Genomic DNA, 18,326 nt, shown 5'->3' on the forward strand with positions numbered 1-18,326 from the left:
GCCCCTGACATGACTCTTCGCATCGGAATGATCGGCCCCGGCGGCATGGGCCGGGCACACATCGAGCGCATCCACACCGTGATCTCCGGCGGCCGCGTCGTCGGCGTGAGCGACGTCAATGTCGACCATGCCGCCGCAGTGGCGGAGCAGATCGGCGGCGTGGCCTACACCTCGGCCGAGGAGCTCGTCGCGTCGCCAGATATCGACGCCGTGATGATCTGCAGCTTCGGCGAGGTGCACGAACCCGACGTGATCACCGCGATCGAGGCAGGAAAGTACGTCTTCTGCGAGAAGCCACTGGCACCAACGGCAGCGGAATGCGTCCGGATCATGGAGGTGGAACAACGCGCCGGCAAGAAGTTGGTCACCGTCGGCTTCATGCGTCGCTTCGATGCCTCGTACAACGAGATGAAGCAGATCCTGGATGCGGGCGAGGTCGGCGAGGCCTTGATGGTGCACTGCGCGCACCGCAATCCATCCGTGCCCGACGGCTACACCCGCGACATGGCGATCCACAGCACCGCCATCCACGAGATCGACACGATGCGCTGGTTGCTCGATGAGGAGTTCGTCTCCGTCCGCGTGGACAAGCCGAAGAAGACCTCGAACGCTCGCCCGGACCTGCAGGATCCACTGGTGCTGATCCTCACCACGGAGTCGGGGGTTCGGGTTGACGACGAGGTCTTCGTCAGCTGCGGCTACGGCTACGACATCCAGTGCGAGCTCGTGGCCGAGAACGGCGTCGTCCGCCTGGGCGACCAGGAGCTGGTGCAGAGGGCTGACGCCATCGGCCGTCGTAATCGTCTCACGATGGACCACAACCAGCGCTTCGGCGCCGCCTTCACCACCGAGGTGCAACAGTGGATCACCGCCGTCAGCGAGGACCGCCACACGGGCTCCTCCTCGTGGGACGGCTACGCTGCCGCCGTCGTCTGCGACGCGAGCGTTCAGGCCCTGAACACCGACACCGAGGTGGCCATCGCCATGATGGAGAAGCCGGCCCTCTACCGCTGACCAGGCATGAGCGAAGACCGTCCTCTCGCGGCTTCCGAGCGACGCGATAGTGTGACTCCCCGAGGAGGCGACATGACTGACGGAGAGGCGGCCGGGACCCGCGCGGGCAGGGCTCCGACGATCCGCGATGTCGCCGAGCGCGCCGGGGTCTCGAAGTCGCTCGTCTCGTCGGTGCTTCAAGGCAAGGGACGGGTCAGCGACGCCAGCCGGGCGCTCATCCTGCAGACGATCGAGGAACTGGGTTACCGTCCCAATTCGCGCGCACGAGCCCTCTCCAAGAAGCGTTCCGACACCATCGGTATCGTGCTCAATGACCTGAGCAACCCGTGGTTCATCGACCTGCTGGCGGGCCTGTCGGCAACCCTGCACAGCTCCGGGTTGTCGCCGCTGCTCACCGACCGGGCGACTGACGACCGCATCGGGGTGAGTTCCGTCGAGAAGCTCCTCGCCCAGGACGTCGACGGCCTGGTTCTGGTCGGCACGATGGCCCACGATCAGGCCGTCGTCCGGGCCGCGACCAAACTGCCCGTGGTGCTGGCCGGAACACGCGATCCGGACGTCGGCGCAGCAGATGTCGTGGTCAACGACGACGTGGCAGGGACGCGCTCCGCCACCGAGCACCTGTTGAGTCTCGGGCACACCCGCATCGGACACCTGAGCGGCGCCGGCGAGATCGGTGGACACGGCAAGATCGGCGCACTGCGCAGGGAGGGGTTCCGGAGCGCGATGATCGACGCCGGACTCGATCCCGACGTCTACATCGAGTTGGGCTGCACCAGCGAGGAGAGCGGTTTCGCCGCCGCACGCCGGCTGCTGACCCGATCCGACCGACCGACCGCCATCCTGGCCTTCAACGACATGGCGGCCATCGGGGCGATGTCCGCGGCCGACGACTTAGGGCTGCGGATACCCGAGGACGTCTCGCTGGTGGGCTACGACAACACCTATATCGCGCGGATCCGGCACCTCTCGCTGACCTCGATCGACAACGGCAGCTTTGCGGTCGGAGCCCAGGCCGGGCGCTTCCTCATCGAACGACTTGCGACGCCATCCCTGCCGGCGCGCATCCACCTGGTGACACCACGGCTGGAGGTCCGCGGCTCCACGTCGGCGCCTCGGACCTCCTGAGCCCGCTCTACTCGGCCTCTAGATCGGCGATCCTGACGGGCGCTCCAGTAGCGACGGACCGGACGCACGCCTCGGCCAGGTACAGCGCCTCGAGGGCGTCCGCTGGAGTGCACGCCGTCGACGGCGCCCCCTCGACCACGTCCAAGAAGTGCGCGAGTTCCGCGACGTAGGCGTCCTCGAAGCGCTCGTGATAGATGAGATACGGATCCTTCTGCTGCCAGGACAAGGTGTCCTCGACGGTGACCAGCGGCGCCCGGTCGTCGAGGCCGACGAAACGTCCGCCCGCGGAGCCGTGCAGCTCCAGCCGCACGTCGTGCCCGGCTCCGCTGTTGCGACTGGCGCTCACCACCGCGACCATGCCGTCGTCGTAGGTGACGATCGCGCTGCCGGAGTCGACGTCGCCGTTCTCCCCGAAGTACTGCTCGCCCATGTTGGAGCCGACGGCGTAGACGCTCACCGCCTGCCGGCCGGTGAGCCAGCGGATCGCGTCGAAGTCGTGACTGGAGCAATCCTTGAACAGCCCGCCGGAGGTGGGGACGTAGGCGGCCGGCGGCGGTTCGTGGTCGAAGGTGGTGGCGCGCAGCGTGTGCACGAAGCCCAGCTCGCCCGACGCGTAAGCCTTCTTCGCACGCTTGTAGCCGGCATCGAAGCGGCGCTGGAAGCCGATCTGCACCGGCACCTCCGGGGTGCGCGCGGCGTGGGCGACCACCTCTCGCGTGGTGGCGATGTCCAGCGCGATGGGCTTCTCGCAGAACACCGGGAGCTTCGCGTCAAGCGCTCGGTGGAGCAGCTCGGCGTGGCGGGAGGTCTTGGCGGTGATCACCACACCGTCGAGGCGGGGATCGAAGGCCTCATCGACGGTGACGGCCCGGGCCCTGGTGAGCTTGGCTGCCAGCTCGGCTGCGCGCCCGTCGACGAAGTCGGCGAGGAATAGTTCCGTGACGCGTGGCATCGCGTCGAGACGGGTGGCGTGGGCGGTGCCGATGATGCCGGAACCGATCAGGGAGATGCGCATGATGGTGGGCGTCCTTCGCTCAGTATTCGATCAATTCGCTGCGGCCGGTGTGGAAGCTCTTGGTCGCCGCCTCCGCGATGGCCTGCGCCTTCAGCCCGTCGGTGAGCGACGGCTCGATGGGGGCACCGGTTTCCAGGAGTTGCACGAAGTGGTCCAGCGCGAGCGCGTAGGTGGGCTTCATCCGGTCGAACCATCCCGCCGGCATGCCCGACTGCACGGCCTCGCCCGCACCGTAGCGGGTGACGGCGCGCACGCGGTGCGGCATCGACTGCACCAAGCCCGTCGATCCCAGCACCTCCAGCCGTTCGTCGTAGCCGTAGCCGGTTCGGCGGTTGTTGTCGATCTGCACCAGGGCTCCGTTCGGCAGCTTCAGGACGCAGATGCAGGTGTCGGTGTCGTCGTAGTCGGCCAGGCGAGGATCGGCCAGCGCGGAACCGGTGGCGAACACCTCGACGGGGTCGGCGCCGGCCACCCAGCGGGCCAGGTCGAAGAAGTGCACGGTGTGGTCGCGGAACTGACCGCCGGAGACCTTGATGTACTCGAGCGGCGGCACGACGGGGCCCCGGCTGGTCATCTGGATCACCTCGACGGCGCCCACCTCGCCGGCGTCGACGATGCGCTTGAGCTCCGCGTGATCTGGGTCGAAGCGACGGTTGAAGTTCACCATCACCTTGGCGTCCTTCGCGTAGCCGGCCACCTCCCGAGCCCGCTCCATCGAAAGATCGATCGGCTTCTCACAGAGAGCCGCCACTCCGGCGTCCACGGCGGCGCGCAGATTGTCGGCATGGGTGTCGGTGGACGACGCGATGAAGACGGCATCCGCTCCGTCGAGCGCTTCGTTGACGCTGCCCGCAGCCTTGACGCCGTACTGAGCGGCGATTCCGGCCGCGCGCTCGGTGGCCGCGTCATACACGGAGACGAACTCGACATCAGGATTCTCGGCAAGGTTGCGAGCATGAACGGAGCCGATGAACCCGGCACCGAGAAGGGCGAAACGTTGCATGGAGGGCTCCTTCTGGAGTGGGTGTGCGACGCACGCATCGCACCGATCTGCTGGACAAAGCTGTCCCGCTCCAGCTTCGCATGTCGGGCAGCCCCGCGCAAGACCACACAGAGCGTTTCTACACCTCAGGCCCAGCACGTCCCTGCGGGAAACTCTGGCTGCGGGCCTCGCACACAGGACTCAGAGATCCTCGGGATAGACGATCTGGATCTCTTGGATGGAGACAGGGAAGTCCTTGCGGTTGTTCGTGACGAACCCATCTGCGCCCGCAGCGACGGCTGTGGCCAGGTGCGCGGCATCGGCGGCACGCAGCTTGTAGGCAACCGCCAGGACGAGCGACAGTCGAGCAGTTGGCTCATTCAGGGGCAACAGATCGAGGCGGGCGAGAAGCCCGGCCAAGGCCGCCACTTCTGCCGAGGTTGGATCGTCGCGCAACGGCTTGGCCAGCGTCTCGGTGAGCAGCAGGACAGAGCCGATCCCTACCGGGTGCCCCGCCTCCGCGTCGTGAAACAGCGCCGCCACCTTCTCTCCTAACGGGTGCCCCTCGCTCGCCGCATAGATGAGGACGTCGGCATCGAAGGCAAGCATGAGTCACCGATCCTGACGGCTGGCACGTGCTTCGCTCACGAGAGTCTCCACTCGAGTAGCCGACATCGGAGCGCGGACGAGCGGGCGTTCGCGCGCGCCATCGAGAAGTGAACGGATAGCGTCGGCCTGCGCCCAGGTTTCCGAGTTGCGCCTCGCCCTCAGGGCATTCGGGCTCACCAACACGGCGACCACCCGGCCGTGTCGGGTGATCAAAACCTCCTCGCCAGCCTCCACCAGGTCCAGCTGGGCTGGAAGGGTGCGGCGCGCATCACTGGCACTGATAACCGACATGTCCGAATTGTACATCGACGTACAAACCCGTACCTATCGACGGGTTGCGAAGATGGCGCACCCGAGTTTTGCCGGAGTTTTGCGTCACCCTTCACAGTGAAGGGTATGTAAAAACTTCTGGGAAACTCCGATCGTGGCGCGGCAGCTTCACACTGGAGCAGTGCGCACTACTCACGTATGATTGCGAGATGAAGAACGTGACCCTCAGTGCCCGAGAGGAAGACATCGAGGCCGCTCGCCGACGTGCTCGTGCCGAGCACAGCACCTTGAACGAACAGTTCCGGCGCTGGCTCGCAGACTACGGCCGAGCCGCAGATCCCGTGGCCGAGTTCGACGCCCTGATGGACGAACTGAATGGCCAGATGATCGTTGATCGCTCCTTCACCCGCGAAGAGCGCAATGCCCGCTGAGCTGTTCCTCGACACCAACGTCTTCGTCTACGCGGTGGACCCGACGGATCCGCGAAAGCAGGCAATAGCTCGGGACCTCCTGCGAAAGGGTCTTGCCGATAGCTCTGACTGCACCAGTTACCAGATCATTCAGGAGTGGCTCAATGTCGCCTTGCGGCTGGCGCGCGTTCCTCTCGACGCGACGCAAGCTCGAGCCTACGTCGACCGGGTCATCATGCCCCGCACCACGGTATGGCCTTCTGCCGAGTTGTTCCACGAGGCTATCGACGCACACAGCCGCTGGAGCCTCAGCTTCCACGACTCTCTCGTGGTAGCAGCAGCACGTAACTCCGGAGCCAAACTCTTGGCCACGGAGGATCTCCAAGACGGTCAGCGTTTCGGCTCGGTCACCGTCTGGAACCCCTTCCTCTGATCCCCGGCCCCCGACGAAGACGAGGCTGACAGACTCTCCATCGATCACCTGGCACATCTCCAGCAAGAAAGTGGTGAATCTCCAAGTTGAGCCTGGCAGAACTCCAAGGCTGGTCAAGGCCAGCCTCGCCCGCCATCTCGGCGTCTCGGAGAGCACAGCCGATCGTTATCTACGGTTGTTGTGGAGCATGTTCCTCGGGCAGACGTTCCCGTCATCGGGCGCAGGCACGCTGGGACGCGAGACCCGACGCCCCAAGGTCGCGCTTCTGGACACGGGGCTGGCCAGTTACGTGGCAGCGTTCACCGCAGAGAGGGCGACGTCTATCGGCGGCCGCGAGTACTTCGGCCTCTTGCTGGAACAACTGGTCGGCGGCGAACTCACCAAACAGGCCGGATGGAGCACGCAGCGCCACCCGAACTCACACCAGTAGCGTCAACTGCCCTCCGAGTTTTTCAGGAGTTTTGCGTTACCCTTCACAGTGAAGGGTATGTAAAAACTTCTGGGAAACTAGCCACCCGATAGCAGGAGGAGGACAAGGGGATGGATCACATCGACTCGGCCATCGACGATGTTCTCCACGGCACCGTCACGGGCGACGGCGGTGAGACTGTGGACATCGAGTTCAAGACGGACGGTCGCTCACTGCCGGACGACCTCGCGCTCCTCGCCGACGCCGCTTCCTGCATGGCCAACTCGAGCGGCGGGACGATCGTCGTCGGGGTGAGCGACAAGTTGAGTGGCGCCGAGGCCTTCAAGGGCACCCGGCTGGATCCCGAAAAGGTCCGGCTGCGCATCTACGAGCTCACCAATCCTCCGTTGCTGGTAGAGGCCGAGTCGCGTCGCGTGTTGGATGTCTCTCTGGTCGTGCTCCGGGTTCCCGATAGCACGCAGGTGCACAGCGCAAACGGCCAGATCCCTTCAGAACGAGTCGACAAGCACTGCAAGCCCATGTCCACTGCCAGGATCGCGGCGGTGATCGCGCAGAAGACCGGTCTCGACTGGAGCGCGGGAGAGAGCGGCATTCCCGTCAAGCAGGTCGATCCGTTGGCCATGCGCATCGCACGGGAGTTCCTGAACCGGGCCACGGAGGTCGCACGGAGACAACTGGCCGACGCCGGCGACATCGACCTGTTGCGGGCGCTCGGCGTGGTGCAGTCCGAGCAAACGCTCACCAACGCTGGCGCACTGCTTTTCGTCCCAGGTTTCATCCCTCATACGCTGATCAGCTACACCCATCGACGTACCCCGGCGGGGCAGCTCACCGCCAATGAACACCTGGCCGGTCCTCTCATCGTCGCCATCGATCGGGTGTTCAACTTGATCGACGTTCGACTGGAACGTACGCCGGTAACCATCGGGAAGGGGCAACAGTTACACGTCGCCGATCTCCCCGAGGCTGCCGTCAGGGAGGCAGTTGTCAACGCCCTCATGCATAGGGACTATTTCAGCCACGAGCCCGTGGCCGTCGAGCACGCCGTTACACAACTGCGAGCGACCTCCCCCGGCGGTTTCCCTCCAGGGGTCAGCATCCACAACGTGCTGACCACCTCCTCGCGAACTCGAAACGCGAACCTTGCCGGCGCGATGCGGATGCTGGGCCTCGCTGAAACAGCTGGCTCCGGCGTCGACAAGATGTACGCCGAGATGACCCGCATCGGCCACGAACCGCCCAGATACGCGGCGGATACCTCCCGGGTCCAGGTCACCCTGCTCGGCGGCTCTCCCAACACCTTGCTCACGCGATTCACCGCCACTCTTCCCACCGAGGAGAGCACCGACGCCGACACCATGCTCGTCCTTCTCACCCTCCTCACCCACAGAACAGTCGACGCCGCCGAACTCACTCCCGTTCTACAGAAGCCCGAAATCGAGGAGACCCAGTCCGTCCTGGCACGACTTAGTGGCGAACGCCTCCATCTGCTCGAGCCGACGCGCGAATCAGCCCGGCGTGCCCACCCGCGCTACCGGCTCCGCGAAGAGGCCCTGACCGCGCTTGGTTCTGCCGTGACCTATCGGCGTCGCACCACGGATCAGATCGATCGCAAGATCATCGAACTGGTGCGGGAAACGGGCACCATCAACAGCCGGATGGTGCGCATACTTCTAGACCTGGACATGGCCGGGGCATCGCGCGTTCTTTCCAATCTTGTCGATCGGGGCGTCCTCACCAAGACGTCGGAGGCTTCTCGTGGACCTAGCGTTACCTATGGGAAAGGACCAACCTTCCCGCGTCGCACCGTCAAAACTGACAAGTGAACTCAGAACCGAGTTTCCCTGGAGTTTTTACATACCCTTCACTGTGAAGGGTATGTAAAAACTCCAGGGAAACTCCGATCCTGGCGCGACAGCCTCACACGGGGATAGCGAGCAACGTGACTCCAGAGCCACGCTCTTGGCGACGGAGGATCTCAAAGACGGTCAGCGTTTCGGCTCGGTCACCGTCTGGAACCCCTTCGCCTGACCCGCAACCAGGGGGTCGGGGGGGGGTGGGGGGGGGGGGGCCCCCCCCCCCCCCCCCCCCCCCCCGCCCCCCCCGCGGCCCCCGCCCCCCCCCCCCCCCCCCCCCCCCCCCCCCCCCGGGGGGGGGGGGGGGGGGGGGGGCCCCCCCCCCCACAACCACCCAACCCCTCGCGGTACAGCTCAGGCGAGCGCAGCCAGCGCCTCGAAGGAGGCCTTGGCGTTGGCGACGGGGCCACCGTCGGCCGGAGGCTCCTCGTCGAGCATGATGTCCTGCTCGAGCACCCAGTAGCCGTCGAAGCCGGCGTCGTTCAGCAGCTTCACCAGGGCGGCGAAGTCGATGTCGCCCTGGCCGATGGGGGTGAACATTCCACCCTTGATGCCCTCGCTCCAGGTGAGCTCGCCCGGCAGCAGCTTGTCGGTCATGGCCTTGTCCACGTCCTTGGCGTGCACGATGTCGACGCGGTCGGCATACTTCTCGACCAGCGCGACGACGTCGGCCCCACCGGCCGTCAGGTGGCCAGTATCCAGGCACAGGCCGACGGTGGAGTTGTCGAGAACGCGCTCCACCTCGTCGACGTTCTGCACCATGGTGCCCCAGTGGGGATGGATGCAGGCGGTCACGCCCTTGGTCGCGCACACCTCGCGGATCCGCGACAGGTTGGTGAACAGCGTCGCCCAGCCCTGCTCGTCCAGCTCGGGGCGATCATCGTAGCCGTCGCGACCGGAGTCGGCGGCCAGCACGAGGAACTCGCCGCCGGCTACCTCGAAAGCCTTCAGCTCCTGCTCAACCTGCGGGATCGGGTCGAAGCCGGGGTCGTGCATCACGGCGAGGAAGAAAGCGCCGACAGGCTTGAGCCCGAACTGGCCCACCACCTCAGCACGCGCCTCGGCCTCGATCGGCAGCCAGCCCTGCGGGCCGAACTCGGTGGCCGTCAGGCCGATCTCCTTCATCTCGGTGAGCACCCGCTCGGGGCTCATCTGGTAGCCCCATCCGGGGACCTCGCACACGCCCCAGCTGATGGGAGCTCCGGCAATCTTCATGGGTTCTTCCTTTTGTTTGTTTATCTACTGGGCGCGCAGATCGTCGCGATGGCAGGTAGCCCGACCACCACGACGATCTGTTTCACGGGATCAGTTGAGGTAGTGGCGCTGCGGCTTCCGCATGCCGACGTACCACTCGCGCGCGGTCTTCGTGGACTCGATCCGGGAGACCTCCGAGATCGGCACGTCCCACCAGCTGGAGCCGGGGGGGTTGGGGCCGTACAGGTTGGTCTCGATGTGGATCATGACGGCCACATCCGCTGCGACGGCCTCGGCGTAGGCGGCCTTGAATTCGTCGATGGTCTTCACGCGCAGCACCTTGAGACCCCACGACTCGGCGTTGGCCGCGATGTCGACGGGCAGCAGCTCGCCGTCGGCGTTGTGCGGCACGCCCTTGCGATAGCGGGTGCCGAAGCGCTGCGAGCCGTGCGACTCCGACAGCGCGCCGATCGACGCGAAGCCGTAGTTCTGCAGCAGCACGAAGATGACCTTGATGCCCTCCTGGACGATCGTGGCCAGCTCCATCGGCAGCATCTGGTAGGTGCCGTCGCCGACGATCGAGACCACCTCGGAATCCGGCAGCGCGAGCTTGACGCCGAGCGCGGCCGGGATCTCGTAGCCCATCGTCGAGAAGGCGTACTCGACGTGGTACTGCACCGGGGTCTTCGCCTGCCACAGGCACTGCAGGTCGCCGGGCATCGAGCCGGCGGCGTTGATCACCACGTCGTTGTCGTTCAGCATCTCGTTCAGCGCGCCGAACACCTCGGTCTGAGCAGGCAGCTCGTTCCGGGTGTTGTAGCACTGATCGGTGGCGGCGGCCCACTCCTCGCGGAGCTGGGCGATCTGCTCCGAGTACGTCGAAGGCACGCGGTAGTCGGCCAGCGCCGCGGTCAGCGCGACCAGCGCCTCGCGGGCGTCGGCCACCACCATCTCGGCAGCGTGCTTGGCCGCGTCGAAGGCGCCGACGTTGATGTTCACGAACCGCACCTCCGGGTTCTTGAACTGGGTGTGCGACGCGGTGGTGAAGTCGGAGTAGCGGGTGCCGATGCCGATCACGACATCGGCCGCCTCAGCCAGCACGTTGGCCGACTTGGCACCCGTCGAGCCCACGCCGCCCACGGCGCACGGGTGATCGAAGTTGATCGCGCCCTTGCCGGCCTGGGTGTCGGAGACCGGGATGCCAGTGGCCGACGCGAAGGCGCGCAGTTCCTCGGACGCCAGCGAGTAGATGGTGCCGCCGCCGGAGACGATCAGCGGGCGCTCAGCGCCACGGATGATCTCGGCCGCGCGCTCGATCGCGATGGGCTCGGGGGCGGGACGACGGATGCGCCAGGTGCGCGGCTTGAAGAACTCCACCGGGAAGTCGTAGGCCTCGGCCTGCACGTCCTGCGGCAGCGCGACGGTGACCGCACCGGTATCCACCGGGTCGGTGAGCACCCGCATGGCCGCCATCAGCGAAGGAATCAGCTGCTCGGGGCGCTCCACGCGGTCGAAGAACTTCGAGATGGGGCGGAAGCAGTCGGTGGCGGAGACGGCCAGCGACGACGGATCCTCCACCTGCTGCAGCACCGGATCGGGGTAGCGGGTGGCGAACTGATCCGACGGGAACAGCAGCACGGGCAGCCGGTTGGTGGTGGCCAGCGCGGCGCCGGTCACCATGTTCAGCGAGCCGGGGCCGATCGAGGCGGTGCACATATAGGTCTGCTGGCGGTTGGTGGCCTTCGCGAAGGCCGCCGCCGCGTTCACCATGCCCTGCTCGTTGCGGGGCATGATGTAGGGCATCTCGCCGCCGTCGGCCTCCGGGTCGAGCTCGTTCTGCAGCAGCGCCTGGCCGATGCCCGCGACGTTGCCGTGCCCGAAGATGCCGAAGGCGCCGGCGATCAGGCGCTTGGTCTCGCCGTCGGCCTCGACGAACTGGTTGACGAGGAAGCGGATGGTCGCCTGACCGACGGTGAGGCGTACGGTTTCCGTCATTTTCACTCCTGTGTGTTACGCGGGGTTAAGGGGGGTCATGGGCAGGCGGGGGTCGACCTCTTGGGTTTCCCAGGTCTCCCGCAGCCAGGTGTAATCGGGGTCATCGGTCATGAGCCAGGTGGCGTCCTCTGCCGGGCCGGCCATCACATTCAGATAGTAGAGGTCGTATCCGGGGGCGGCGATGGAGGGGCCGTGATAGCCGTAGGGCATGATCACGACGTCGCGCGAATGCACCTCGGCGCACACGTCGATGGGCTTCCCGGGGGAGGGGTAGATGCGCTGGATCGCCATGCCGGTGGTGCCGTTAGCGGCGGGGCGCACCTCGTAGTAGTAGATCTCCTCGAGCACCCGCTCGACGTCGTTGTGCTCGTCGTGCTTGTGCGGCGGATAGCTCGACCAGTTGCCACCAGGGGTGAGCACCTCGCAGGCCAGCAGGTGGGAGGTCTCGACGGTGTTGCCGAGCGCGTAGTTGTTCACCTGGCGCGAGCAGTTGCCGGCGCCGCGCAGGGTGGTCACCACCTCGGCGGCCGGGCAGTAGCGCACCGGCAGATCGGTGGTGGCCTTGGCGCCCGGGAACGCGAAGCGCCCGCCATGATGGCTGCGGATGGTGAAGGTCTTGCCCCGCGGAACGTAGAGGTAGTCGGTGATCGCCGTCCACACCTCCTTGCGGCCCGAGATGCGGTAGGTCTCGCCGTCGAGTTCGACGACGCAGCCACCGGACAGCGGCAGCACCAGGAGCTCGGCGTCGCCGGTGGAGATCTCCTGCGAACCGTCGGCGGGCAGGGCCAGCACCTTGATGGAGCTGAACTCCCAGCCGGCGAGCTCCGGGGTGACATCGGTCTCGTACTGGCCATGGGCGGTCGATCCCGCCCTGATCACATAGCTGTCGTTGTCGCTCATCTAACCTCCACGAGTCGGTCCACGGCGGCGGCAACATCGCCGTCGTGGGGATAAAGAAGGGAACGGCCGACGACCATTCCCATCACGTTGGGCAGCCGCAGTGCATCCGCCCATTGCCTCAGCTGCGCGTCCTGATCGTCCTGCACATCGCCGCCGAGGAGCAAGCACGGCAGGGTGGTCGACGCCGCGACGCGCGCCATGTCCGCCACGCACGGCACCTTCAACCAGGTGCGGGCCGAGGTGGGGCCCAGCGCCGACGCAATACCGAAGGCGAGGATGGCGTTGTCGGGGTCGAGCAGATTGACCCGCTTCCCCTCGCGCGAGGTGGACATGAACGGCTCGAGCAAAGCGACCCGTTCGGAGCGGGCGAGCTGCCCCACCGTCGTCGCCGCGCTCTCCAGCATCGTGGGGGTCGCGGGATCATCGAGATCGATGCGCAACAGCACCTTGCCGCCATCCAGGCCCGATGCGACGATGCCCGCCGCGTCGTAGGCCGTGGTGCGGTCGTCGATGGCGAACGACGCACCCTCGAGGCCCGCGCGGTTCACGGAACCGAAGACCAGCTTGCCGTCGAGCGCGCCGAGCAGGGCGAGATCCTCGACCAGGTCGGCGGTGCCGAGGAATCCATGGACGCCGGGTCGGCTCAGCGCGATCACGCAGCGGCGCAGCAGATCTTCCCGCGACGCCATCGCCTGCGGCGCCCCGCTGACCCCCACCACGCCGCGCGCGGGGTGGTCGGCGGCGATCATGATCAGCCGCTCACCGGGGGGAGGAATGGAACCGGGCGCGCGATCGGCCAGAGCTCGGGTGATGCGGCCCGGGTCGTGAAAGCGGATGCGGGCGAGTTCCCCCACGTCGATCATTGCTCCACCTCCCACGAACTCTCATGCCATCCATGAGCGGAGAGCAGCTCTTCCACCTCGCGCTCGAAGGGCATGGCCGTCGAACACTCCAGCCGGGAGGCGACGATGGCCCCAGCGGCCGAGGCGAACGCCACGATCCGCTCCAGGCTCCAGCCGCTCAGCAAGCCGTGGCACACCGCGCCGCCGAACGCATCGCCCGCGCCCAGCCCATTGATCACTTCGACCGGGAAGGACGGGACGAACGCACGCTCCGTGCGGGACTTCGCCAGCGTGCCCGTCATGCCCTGCTTCACGAAGGCGAACTCGACCCCGCGTTCGAGGAGCGCATCGGCGGCGCGCTCCGGGTCGGTCTCCCCGACGGCGATCCGGCACTCCTCACGGTTGCCGATGGCCACGTCGACCTTGCCCAGCACATCCGCCGCGGCCTGCGACGCCGTCTGCTCATCGGGCCAGAACCGGGGACGGTAGTCGAGATCGACGACGGTGAGCCCGTCTCGATGACGCTGCAACGCCGCCCAGTGGGTGGAACGCGACGGCTCCACCGAGAACCCGCTCATGGTGAGCCAGAGGATCCGGTAGTCCTCGAGGTCGGCGGGCAGGTGTTCGGGGTGCAGTTCGAGGTCGGGCGTGGACGGCTGGCGATAGAAATAGAGGGGGAAGTTGTCTGGCGGGAAGATCTCGCAGAAGGCCACCGGGGTGTTGAACTCCGGGTTGGTCACCACGTGGGCAGGATCGACGTTCAACCGCGAGAGCTCGTTGACGATGAAACGGCCGAACGGATCGTCGCCGACGCCGGTGACGACGGCGACGTTGCGACCGTATCGCGCGCACGCGACCGCCACATTCGTCGACGATCCACCCAGGAACTTGGCGAACGTGGACACTTCCTCCAACGGAAGTCCGACCTGCGTGGGATACAGATCAACCCCGCATCGGCCCACTGCCAGAACCTCTGGCATCCATGAGTCATCCACCCTGACGACCTCCTTCATCTTTCCCAAGTCTGCACGAGAAGCCAGCCAAGGTCAATGTCATGTATGAACAAATCAGTGCCGTCGTGACGCGGTATGATCGGGCAACACGAAGAAGAGGTCGCCGCGACGCGACACCAAATGCCAGAGATGTCAGGGGTTGGTATGGACGAGACATACATGCCAGAGATCGTCATGGATCGCGAGTCCTCCACGCCTCTCTATGAGCAGATCGCACGCCCCATCGAGGCCGCCATCCTCTCCGGGGATCTGCCCGCCGGGGCGCTCATCGAGGACGAGGTGTCGATGGCCCAGAGGCTCGACGTCGCCCGCCCGACGGCGCGTCGTGCGCTGCAGGAACTCGCGAACAAGGGCCTGCTCACCCGTCGCCGCGGCGTCGGCACCCGGGTCACCCCACCGCACGTGCACCGCCCCATGAAGCTGTCCTCGCTCAACGAGGATCTCACCCTGGCCGGCTTCGCTCCCAGCACCAAGGTCTTGAGCTACCAGGTGCGCGAGGCCACCGCCGAAGAGGCCAGTCAGCTGGGCGTGAACGAAGGCGACGGCATCCTGGCCGTCAGCCGCTTGCGCTACGCCGACGATCACCCCCTCGCGATCCTGACCAACCTGATCCCGCTCGACATCGCACCCACCTGGCAGGAGCTCGGCGACGGCGGCCTGTACCAGTGCCTGCACGACCGGGGCGTCGACATCGCCGCGGCCAGCCAGGAGATCGGCGCCCGAGGAGCCACGGCCGAAGAGGCCGAGACCCTGGGCGAACAGCCGGGCGCGCCGCTGCTGACCATGCACCGCGTCGGCCGCACCGCCGAGGGCCGCGCCGTCGAGGTGGGCCACCACGTCTACCGCCCCAGCCTGTACTCCTTCCGGTTCTCGCTGTTCACGTCCTGAGACCCCTCCGCGCCCGCCGATCCGCACGGTGTGGCTGCGTGGAGCCCACTCGCCTCATTTGTTCTAACATGCCTTGACACATGCGCTCACATTGGGCTCTAATGGGAGGTACGACATGCGGCGATGCTGCCGCTTGATAACCAAACAGGAGCTCATGGAAATGGCTGACATCACCTACACCCCCGGTCCACTGCTCGACGCGGCTCGCACCACTCCCACCGCGCTGTGGAACGATTCCTCGGATCTCGACGAACTGAAGCAGTCGATCTCCTTCGGTGGCGTCGGCGCCACCTGCAACCCGGTGATCGCCTACACCACCATCTCGAAGCATCTCGACATCTGGGCCCCCCGCATCAAGGCCATCGCCGACGCCAACCCCACGTGGGGCCTGGCCGACATCGGCTGGCAGGCCGTCAAGGACATGTCGGTGGAGGCCGCGGAGCTGCTGGAGCCCGCCTTCGAGGAGTACAAGGGCCGCAACGGCCGCCTTTCGGTGCAGACCGATCCCCGCTTCTTCCGCAACGCCAAGGCGCTCGCCGATCAGGCTGAGGAGTTCCACAACCTGGCCAAGAACATCGTGGTGAAGATCCCCGCCACCAAGACCGGCATCGAGGCCATCGAGGACGCCACCCGTCGCGGCGTATCCATCAACGTGACGGTCTCCTTCTCCGTACCGCAGGCCGTCGAGGCCGCCGAGGCGATCGAGCGCGGCCTGAAGGCCCGCGAGGCCGAGGGCCACGACGTCTCCGAGATGGGCCCCGTCGTCACCATCATGGGCGGCCGCCTCGACGACTGGCTGAAGGGCGTCGTCGCGCGCGACAAGATCTTCCTCGATCCCTCCGCCCTCGAGTGGGCCGGCGTCGCCTGCCTGAAGAAGGCGCACCACATCTTCAAGGAGCGCGGCCTGCGCAGCCGCGTGCTGTCGGCGGCCTTCCGCAACGTGCTGCAGTGGTCCGAGCTGGTCGGCGGCGACCTGGTGGTCTCCCCGCCCTTCGCGTGGCAGAAGATCGTCCAGAACTCCGACTACAAGGTGGTTCCCAAGATCGACGAGCCCGTCTCCGAGTACTACATCGAGCAGCTGCGTCGCATCCCCGACTTCGTCCGCGCCTACGAGGTCGACGGCATGCCGATCGAGGAGTTCGAGAACTTCGGCCCCACCCGCAAGACCCTGCGCCAGTTCCTGCAGGCCGACGCCGATCTCGATCAGCTGGTCGCCGACATCCTGGTCCCCGCTCCCTGATCACGCTCCTTGAGGTGCGAGCGCAGCGAGCCTCGAAGGGGCCAGCGTGACCTTAGAGGTTCTGCGGATAGGTGGCACCTCTTAGCGGGTACCCTGCAAAGGCGCCGGTCGCTTCGAGGCTCGTTCCTCGCACCTCAACGACCGTGATGGGGGCCGAGGTCCACTCGGTCCCTTCCTTCAGCCCATAAGAAAGAGAACAATGCTCCGAGTTGCCATCATCGGCGCCGGCCGTATCGGCAAGGTTCATGCCCAGGCCGTGAACGCCCACCCCGAGGCCGCCCTCGTCGCCATCTGCGACCCCATCGGCACCGCTGCCGAGGATCTGGCTCAGATCTACGGCGCCAAGGCGTACAAGGAGGCCGACGACCTCTTCGCCGACCCGGACGTCGACGCGGTCATCATCGGCTCGCCCACCCCGCTGCACGCTCCCCAGGTGCTGGGCGCGACGCGCGCCGGCAAGGCCGTCATGGTCGAGAAGCCCGTCGCCTCCGACGTCGACGAGGCGCGTGCGCTCGAGGCCGAGCTGGCCACCTTCGAGCACCCGCCGGTGATGGTGGGCTTCAACCGCCGCTTCGATCCTTCCTTCGCGCACGCCAAGCAGCTGCTCGACGCCGGAGACCTGGGTGAGATCGAGCAGGTCACCATCACCTCCCGCGATCCCGAGCCCCCGCCGGCGTCCTACATCGCCGTCTCGGGTGGCATCTTCAAGGACATGACGATCCACGACTTCGACGTGGCCCGCTTCTTCATCGGCGACGTCGTCGAGGTGTCCGCCTTCGGCCAGAACGTCATCCCCGAGCTGAAGGAGACCGGCGACTTCGACGCCGCCATGGTTCTCCTGAAGGGTGCCAACGGTGCGGTGGCGACGATCATCAACAACCGTCGCTGCGTCACCGGCTACGACCAGCGCCTCGAGGTGTACGGCTCCAAGGGCTCCGCCGTCGCGGACAACTGGCGCCCCACCACCGTCTCGGTGAACACCGCCGACGCCTCGGCCGCCCAGCAGCCATACCTCAACTTCTTCCTGGAGCGGTACGCCGACGCCTACCGCAACGAGCTGAGCGCGTTCATCGACGCCGCCACCAAGGGCACCCCGGTGTCCCCGACGGTCAGCGACGGCGTCGCCGCCCTGGAGCTGGCGCAGGCCGCCCAGGAGTCGGCGCAGAGCGGCCAGACGGTACGTCTGTAACAAGGGCACGATCGGGGCCGGAGGGTTGACGGACCCCTCCGGCCCCGATCCATTCACGCTCTTCTCGAGCACGCTCTTTTCGAGCACGCTCTTTTCGAGGCTCCGCTGCGCTCCGCACCTCAAAGAGCGTGGGTATAACACCAGACAAAGCAGAAGGCTAGGGTGACCTGGTGATCGAACTCTCCACCGCCGCGTGGGTTCTCCTCGTCGCATCCGCCATGCTGATCGGCATCGCGAAGACGGCCTTGCCTGGTGCCGCGACGCTCGCCGTCGCGACTTTCGCGGCCGTGCTTCCGGCCCGCGAGTCCACGGCGGCACTACTGGTGCTGTTGCTGGTCGGCGACCTGATCGCGATCTGGACGTACCGTCGCGGCGCCGACTGGGGCACCCTGAAGCGCCTGGTCCCGGCGGTGCTGGTGGGCCTCGTGCTGGGCGCGATCTTCCTGGCCTGGGCCGACGACGTGGTCATGCGCCGCACCATCGGCGTCATCCTGCTGGTGCTCACCGCGCTGACGCTGCTGCTGATGCGACGCGGCACCCTCAGCTCCGACGACGCCCTCACCAACCCGAAGGTCCGCGGCTTCTACGGCGCGCTGGGCGGGTTCACGACCATGGCGGCCAACTCCGGCGGGCCTGTGATGACGCTCTACTTCCTGGCGGCCCGGTTCAACGTGCTGCAGTTCCTCGCCACCCAGGCGTGGTTCTTCTTCCTGGTCAACGTGTCCAAGCTGCCGTTCTCGATCGGTCTCGGGCTGCTGCACGCGAACATGCTTCCGATGCTGGCCATCCTGGCCCCCATCGTGATCCTGGGGGCGTTCATCGGCCGACGCATCGTCAGCCGGATGGACAAGAAGCTGTTCGACAGGATCGTCATCGTGCTGACGATCCTGTCGTCGCTGTACCTGCTGCGCTGAGTCC

19 protein-coding genes are annotated in these 18,326 nt (G+C 66.5%); 10 read left to right on the forward strand and 9 right to left on the reverse strand.

Annotated features, from left to right (window positions below; genetic code table 11):
* Nucleotides 1-9: 9 nt before the first annotated feature.
* Nucleotides 10-1,014 (forward strand): Gfo/Idh/MocA family protein, encoded by a 1,005-nt coding sequence (locus tag P0D62_RS06915; RefSeq protein ID WP_275701896.1) that lies wholly within the window; start codon nucleotides 10-12, stop codon nucleotides 1,012-1,014.
* Nucleotides 1,015-1,086: 72 nt separating this feature from the next.
* Nucleotides 1,087-2,142, forward strand: a complete 1,056-nt coding sequence (locus tag P0D62_RS06920) for a LacI family DNA-binding transcriptional regulator (protein ID WP_275701897.1) — start codon at nucleotides 1,087-1,089, stop codon at nucleotides 2,140-2,142.
* 7 nt (nucleotides 2,143-2,149) lie between these two features.
* Here P0D62_RS06920 and P0D62_RS06925 read toward each other — a convergent pair whose 3' ends face one another.
* The 4 genes from P0D62_RS06925 to P0D62_RS06940 all read right to left on the reverse strand — a co-directional run bounded on the left by P0D62_RS06925 (nucleotide 2,150) and on the right by P0D62_RS06940 (nucleotide 5,039).
* Entirely contained in the window at nucleotides 2,150-3,157 is a 1,008-nt protein-coding gene (locus tag P0D62_RS06925) for a Gfo/Idh/MocA family protein (RefSeq protein ID WP_275701898.1), read from the reverse strand.
* Between the two features lie 19 nt (nucleotides 3,158-3,176).
* On the reverse strand, nucleotides 3,177-4,160 hold the full coding sequence (locus P0D62_RS06930) for a Gfo/Idh/MocA family protein (RefSeq protein ID WP_275701899.1): 984 nt from the start codon (nucleotides 4,158-4,160) through the stop codon (nucleotides 3,177-3,179).
* A 180-nt stretch (nucleotides 4,161-4,340) separates the two neighbouring features.
* Nucleotides 4,341-4,748 (reverse strand): PIN domain-containing protein, encoded by a 408-nt coding sequence (locus P0D62_RS06935; protein WP_275701900.1) that lies wholly within the window; start codon nucleotides 4,746-4,748, stop codon nucleotides 4,341-4,343.
* A gap of 3 nt (nucleotides 4,749-4,751) precedes the next feature.
* Complete coding sequence (locus P0D62_RS06940) at nucleotides 4,752-5,039, reverse strand: type II toxin-antitoxin system Phd/YefM family antitoxin (protein ID WP_275701901.1); 288 nt, start codon at nucleotides 5,037-5,039, stop codon at nucleotides 4,752-4,754.
* Between the two features lie 188 nt (nucleotides 5,040-5,227).
* Here P0D62_RS06940 and P0D62_RS06945 point away from each other — a divergent pair, with 188 nt between their 5' ends.
* The 4 genes from P0D62_RS06945 to P0D62_RS06960 all read left to right on the forward strand — a co-directional run bounded on the left by P0D62_RS06945 (nucleotide 5,228) and on the right by P0D62_RS06960 (nucleotide 8,117).
* Entirely contained in the window at nucleotides 5,228-5,449 is a 222-nt protein-coding gene (locus tag P0D62_RS06945) for a hypothetical protein (RefSeq protein WP_275701902.1), read from the forward strand.
* A complete protein-coding gene (locus P0D62_RS06950; protein WP_275701903.1) occupies nucleotides 5,439-5,861 on the forward strand; it encodes a PIN domain-containing protein in 423 nt (140 codons plus the stop codon). Before P0D62_RS06945 ends, P0D62_RS06950 begins: the two co-directional genes overlap by 11 nt.
* A 73-nt stretch (nucleotides 5,862-5,934) precedes the next feature.
* Nucleotides 5,935-6,291, forward strand: a complete 357-nt coding sequence (locus tag P0D62_RS06955; protein WP_275701904.1) for a DUF4143 domain-containing protein — start codon at nucleotides 5,935-5,937, stop codon at nucleotides 6,289-6,291.
* 110 nt (nucleotides 6,292-6,401) lie between these two features.
* On the forward strand, nucleotides 6,402-8,117 hold the full coding sequence (locus P0D62_RS06960) for an ATP-binding protein (RefSeq protein WP_275701905.1): 1,716 nt from the start codon (nucleotides 6,402-6,404) through the stop codon (nucleotides 8,115-8,117).
* 384 nt (nucleotides 8,118-8,501) lie between these two features.
* Here the strand turns inward: P0D62_RS06960 and P0D62_RS06965 are convergent, their stop codons facing one another.
* From P0D62_RS06965 to iolC, 5 genes are all read right to left on the reverse strand, one after another.
* Nucleotides 8,502-9,362, reverse strand: a complete 861-nt coding sequence (locus P0D62_RS06965; protein WP_275701906.1) for a sugar phosphate isomerase/epimerase family protein — start codon at nucleotides 9,360-9,362, stop codon at nucleotides 8,502-8,504.
* A gap of 90 nt (nucleotides 9,363-9,452) precedes the next feature.
* Complete coding sequence (iolD, locus tag P0D62_RS06970; protein ID WP_275701907.1) at nucleotides 9,453-11,336, reverse strand: 3D-(3,5/4)-trihydroxycyclohexane-1,2-dione acylhydrolase (decyclizing); 1,884 nt, start codon at nucleotides 11,334-11,336, stop codon at nucleotides 9,453-9,455.
* A 15-nt stretch (nucleotides 11,337-11,351) separates the two neighbouring features.
* Nucleotides 11,352-12,236 carry a 5-deoxy-glucuronate isomerase gene (gene iolB, locus P0D62_RS06975; protein ID WP_275701908.1) on the reverse strand — a complete coding sequence of 295 codons (885 nt, stop codon included), beginning with the start codon at nucleotides 12,234-12,236 and terminating at the stop codon, nucleotides 11,352-11,354.
* Nucleotides 12,233-13,099, reverse strand: coding sequence for a Cgl0159 family (beta/alpha)8-fold protein (locus P0D62_RS06980; RefSeq protein ID WP_275701909.1), 867 nt, complete (start codon nucleotides 13,097-13,099; stop codon nucleotides 12,233-12,235). The genes iolB and P0D62_RS06980 overlap by 4 nt, the downstream gene beginning before the upstream one ends.
* Nucleotides 13,096-14,058, reverse strand: coding sequence for a 5-dehydro-2-deoxygluconokinase (iolC, locus tag P0D62_RS06985; RefSeq protein WP_275702031.1), 963 nt, complete (start codon nucleotides 14,056-14,058; stop codon nucleotides 13,096-13,098). Before iolC ends, P0D62_RS06980 begins: the two co-directional genes overlap by 4 nt.
* 177 nt (nucleotides 14,059-14,235) lie before the next feature.
* Here iolC and P0D62_RS06990 point away from each other — a divergent pair, with 177 nt between their 5' ends.
* The 4 genes from P0D62_RS06990 to P0D62_RS07005 all read left to right on the forward strand — a co-directional run bounded on the left by P0D62_RS06990 (nucleotide 14,236) and on the right by P0D62_RS07005 (nucleotide 18,322).
* Nucleotides 14,236-14,979 carry a GntR family transcriptional regulator gene (locus P0D62_RS06990; RefSeq protein ID WP_275701910.1) on the forward strand — a complete coding sequence of 248 codons (744 nt, stop codon included), beginning with the start codon at nucleotides 14,236-14,238 and terminating at the stop codon, nucleotides 14,977-14,979.
* A gap of 160 nt (nucleotides 14,980-15,139) precedes the next feature.
* Nucleotides 15,140-16,219 (forward strand): transaldolase family protein, encoded by a 1,080-nt coding sequence (locus P0D62_RS06995; protein WP_275701911.1) that lies wholly within the window; start codon nucleotides 15,140-15,142, stop codon nucleotides 16,217-16,219.
* Nucleotides 16,220-16,418: 199 nt separating this feature from the next.
* Nucleotides 16,419-17,408: an inositol 2-dehydrogenase gene (iolG, locus tag P0D62_RS07000; RefSeq protein WP_275701912.1), complete on the forward strand. Its 990-nt coding sequence runs from the start codon at nucleotides 16,419-16,421 to the stop codon at nucleotides 17,406-17,408.
* A 170-nt stretch (nucleotides 17,409-17,578) separates the two neighbouring features.
* Nucleotides 17,579-18,322 carry a sulfite exporter TauE/SafE family protein gene (locus P0D62_RS07005; RefSeq protein WP_275701913.1) on the forward strand — a complete coding sequence of 248 codons (744 nt, stop codon included), beginning with the start codon at nucleotides 17,579-17,581 and terminating at the stop codon, nucleotides 18,320-18,322.
* Nucleotides 18,323-18,326: the final 4 nt, after the last annotated feature.

This window comes from Tessaracoccus caeni, from assembly GCF_029211185.1.
Lineage (GTDB): Bacteria > Actinomycetota > Actinomycetes > Propionibacteriales > Propionibacteriaceae > Arachnia > Arachnia caeni.

Bases quoted from the DNA above. Each gene is read 5' to 3' on its own strand.
- P0D62_RS06915 (WP_275701896.1), top strand. From the start codon at position 10: ATGACTCTTCGCATCGGAATGATCGGCCCCGGCGGCATGGGCCGGGCA.
- P0D62_RS06920 (WP_275701897.1), top strand. From the start codon at position 1,087: ATGACTGACGGAGAGGCGGCCGGGACCCGCGCGGGCAGGGCTCCGACG.
- P0D62_RS06925 (WP_275701898.1), bottom strand. From the start codon at position 3,157: ATGCGCATCTCCCTGATCGGTTCCGGCATCATCGGCACCGCCCACGCC.
- P0D62_RS06930 (WP_275701899.1), bottom strand. From the start codon at position 4,160: ATGCAACGTTTCGCCCTTCTCGGTGCCGGGTTCATCGGCTCCGTTCAT.
- P0D62_RS06935 (WP_275701900.1), bottom strand. From the start codon at position 4,748: ATGCTTGCCTTCGATGCCGACGTCCTCATCTATGCGGCGAGCGAGGGG.
- P0D62_RS06940 (WP_275701901.1), bottom strand. From the start codon at position 5,039: ATGTCGGTTATCAGTGCCAGTGATGCGCGCCGCACCCTTCCAGCCCAG.
- P0D62_RS06945 (WP_275701902.1), top strand. From the start codon at position 5,228: ATGAAGAACGTGACCCTCAGTGCCCGAGAGGAAGACATCGAGGCCGCT.
- P0D62_RS06950 (WP_275701903.1), top strand. From the start codon at position 5,439: ATGCCCGCTGAGCTGTTCCTCGACACCAACGTCTTCGTCTACGCGGTG.
- P0D62_RS06960 (WP_275701905.1), top strand. From the start codon at position 6,402: ATGGATCACATCGACTCGGCCATCGACGATGTTCTCCACGGCACCGTC.
- P0D62_RS06965 (WP_275701906.1), bottom strand. From the start codon at position 9,362: ATGAAGATTGCCGGAGCTCCCATCAGCTGGGGCGTGTGCGAGGTCCCC.
- iolD (WP_275701907.1), bottom strand. From the start codon at position 11,336: ATGACGGAAACCGTACGCCTCACCGTCGGTCAGGCGACCATCCGCTTC.
- iolB (WP_275701908.1), bottom strand. From the start codon at position 12,236: ATGAGCGACAACGACAGCTATGTGATCAGGGCGGGATCGACCGCCCAT.
- P0D62_RS06980 (WP_275701909.1), bottom strand. From the start codon at position 13,099: ATGATCGACGTGGGGGAACTCGCCCGCATCCGCTTTCACGACCCGGGC.
- iolC (WP_275702031.1), bottom strand. From the start codon at position 14,058: ATGCCAGAGGTTCTGGCAGTGGGCCGATGCGGGGTTGATCTGTATCCC.
- P0D62_RS06990 (WP_275701910.1), top strand. From the start codon at position 14,236: ATGGACGAGACATACATGCCAGAGATCGTCATGGATCGCGAGTCCTCC.
- P0D62_RS06995 (WP_275701911.1), top strand. From the start codon at position 15,140: ATGGCTGACATCACCTACACCCCCGGTCCACTGCTCGACGCGGCTCGC.
- iolG (WP_275701912.1), top strand. From the start codon at position 16,419: ATGCTCCGAGTTGCCATCATCGGCGCCGGCCGTATCGGCAAGGTTCAT.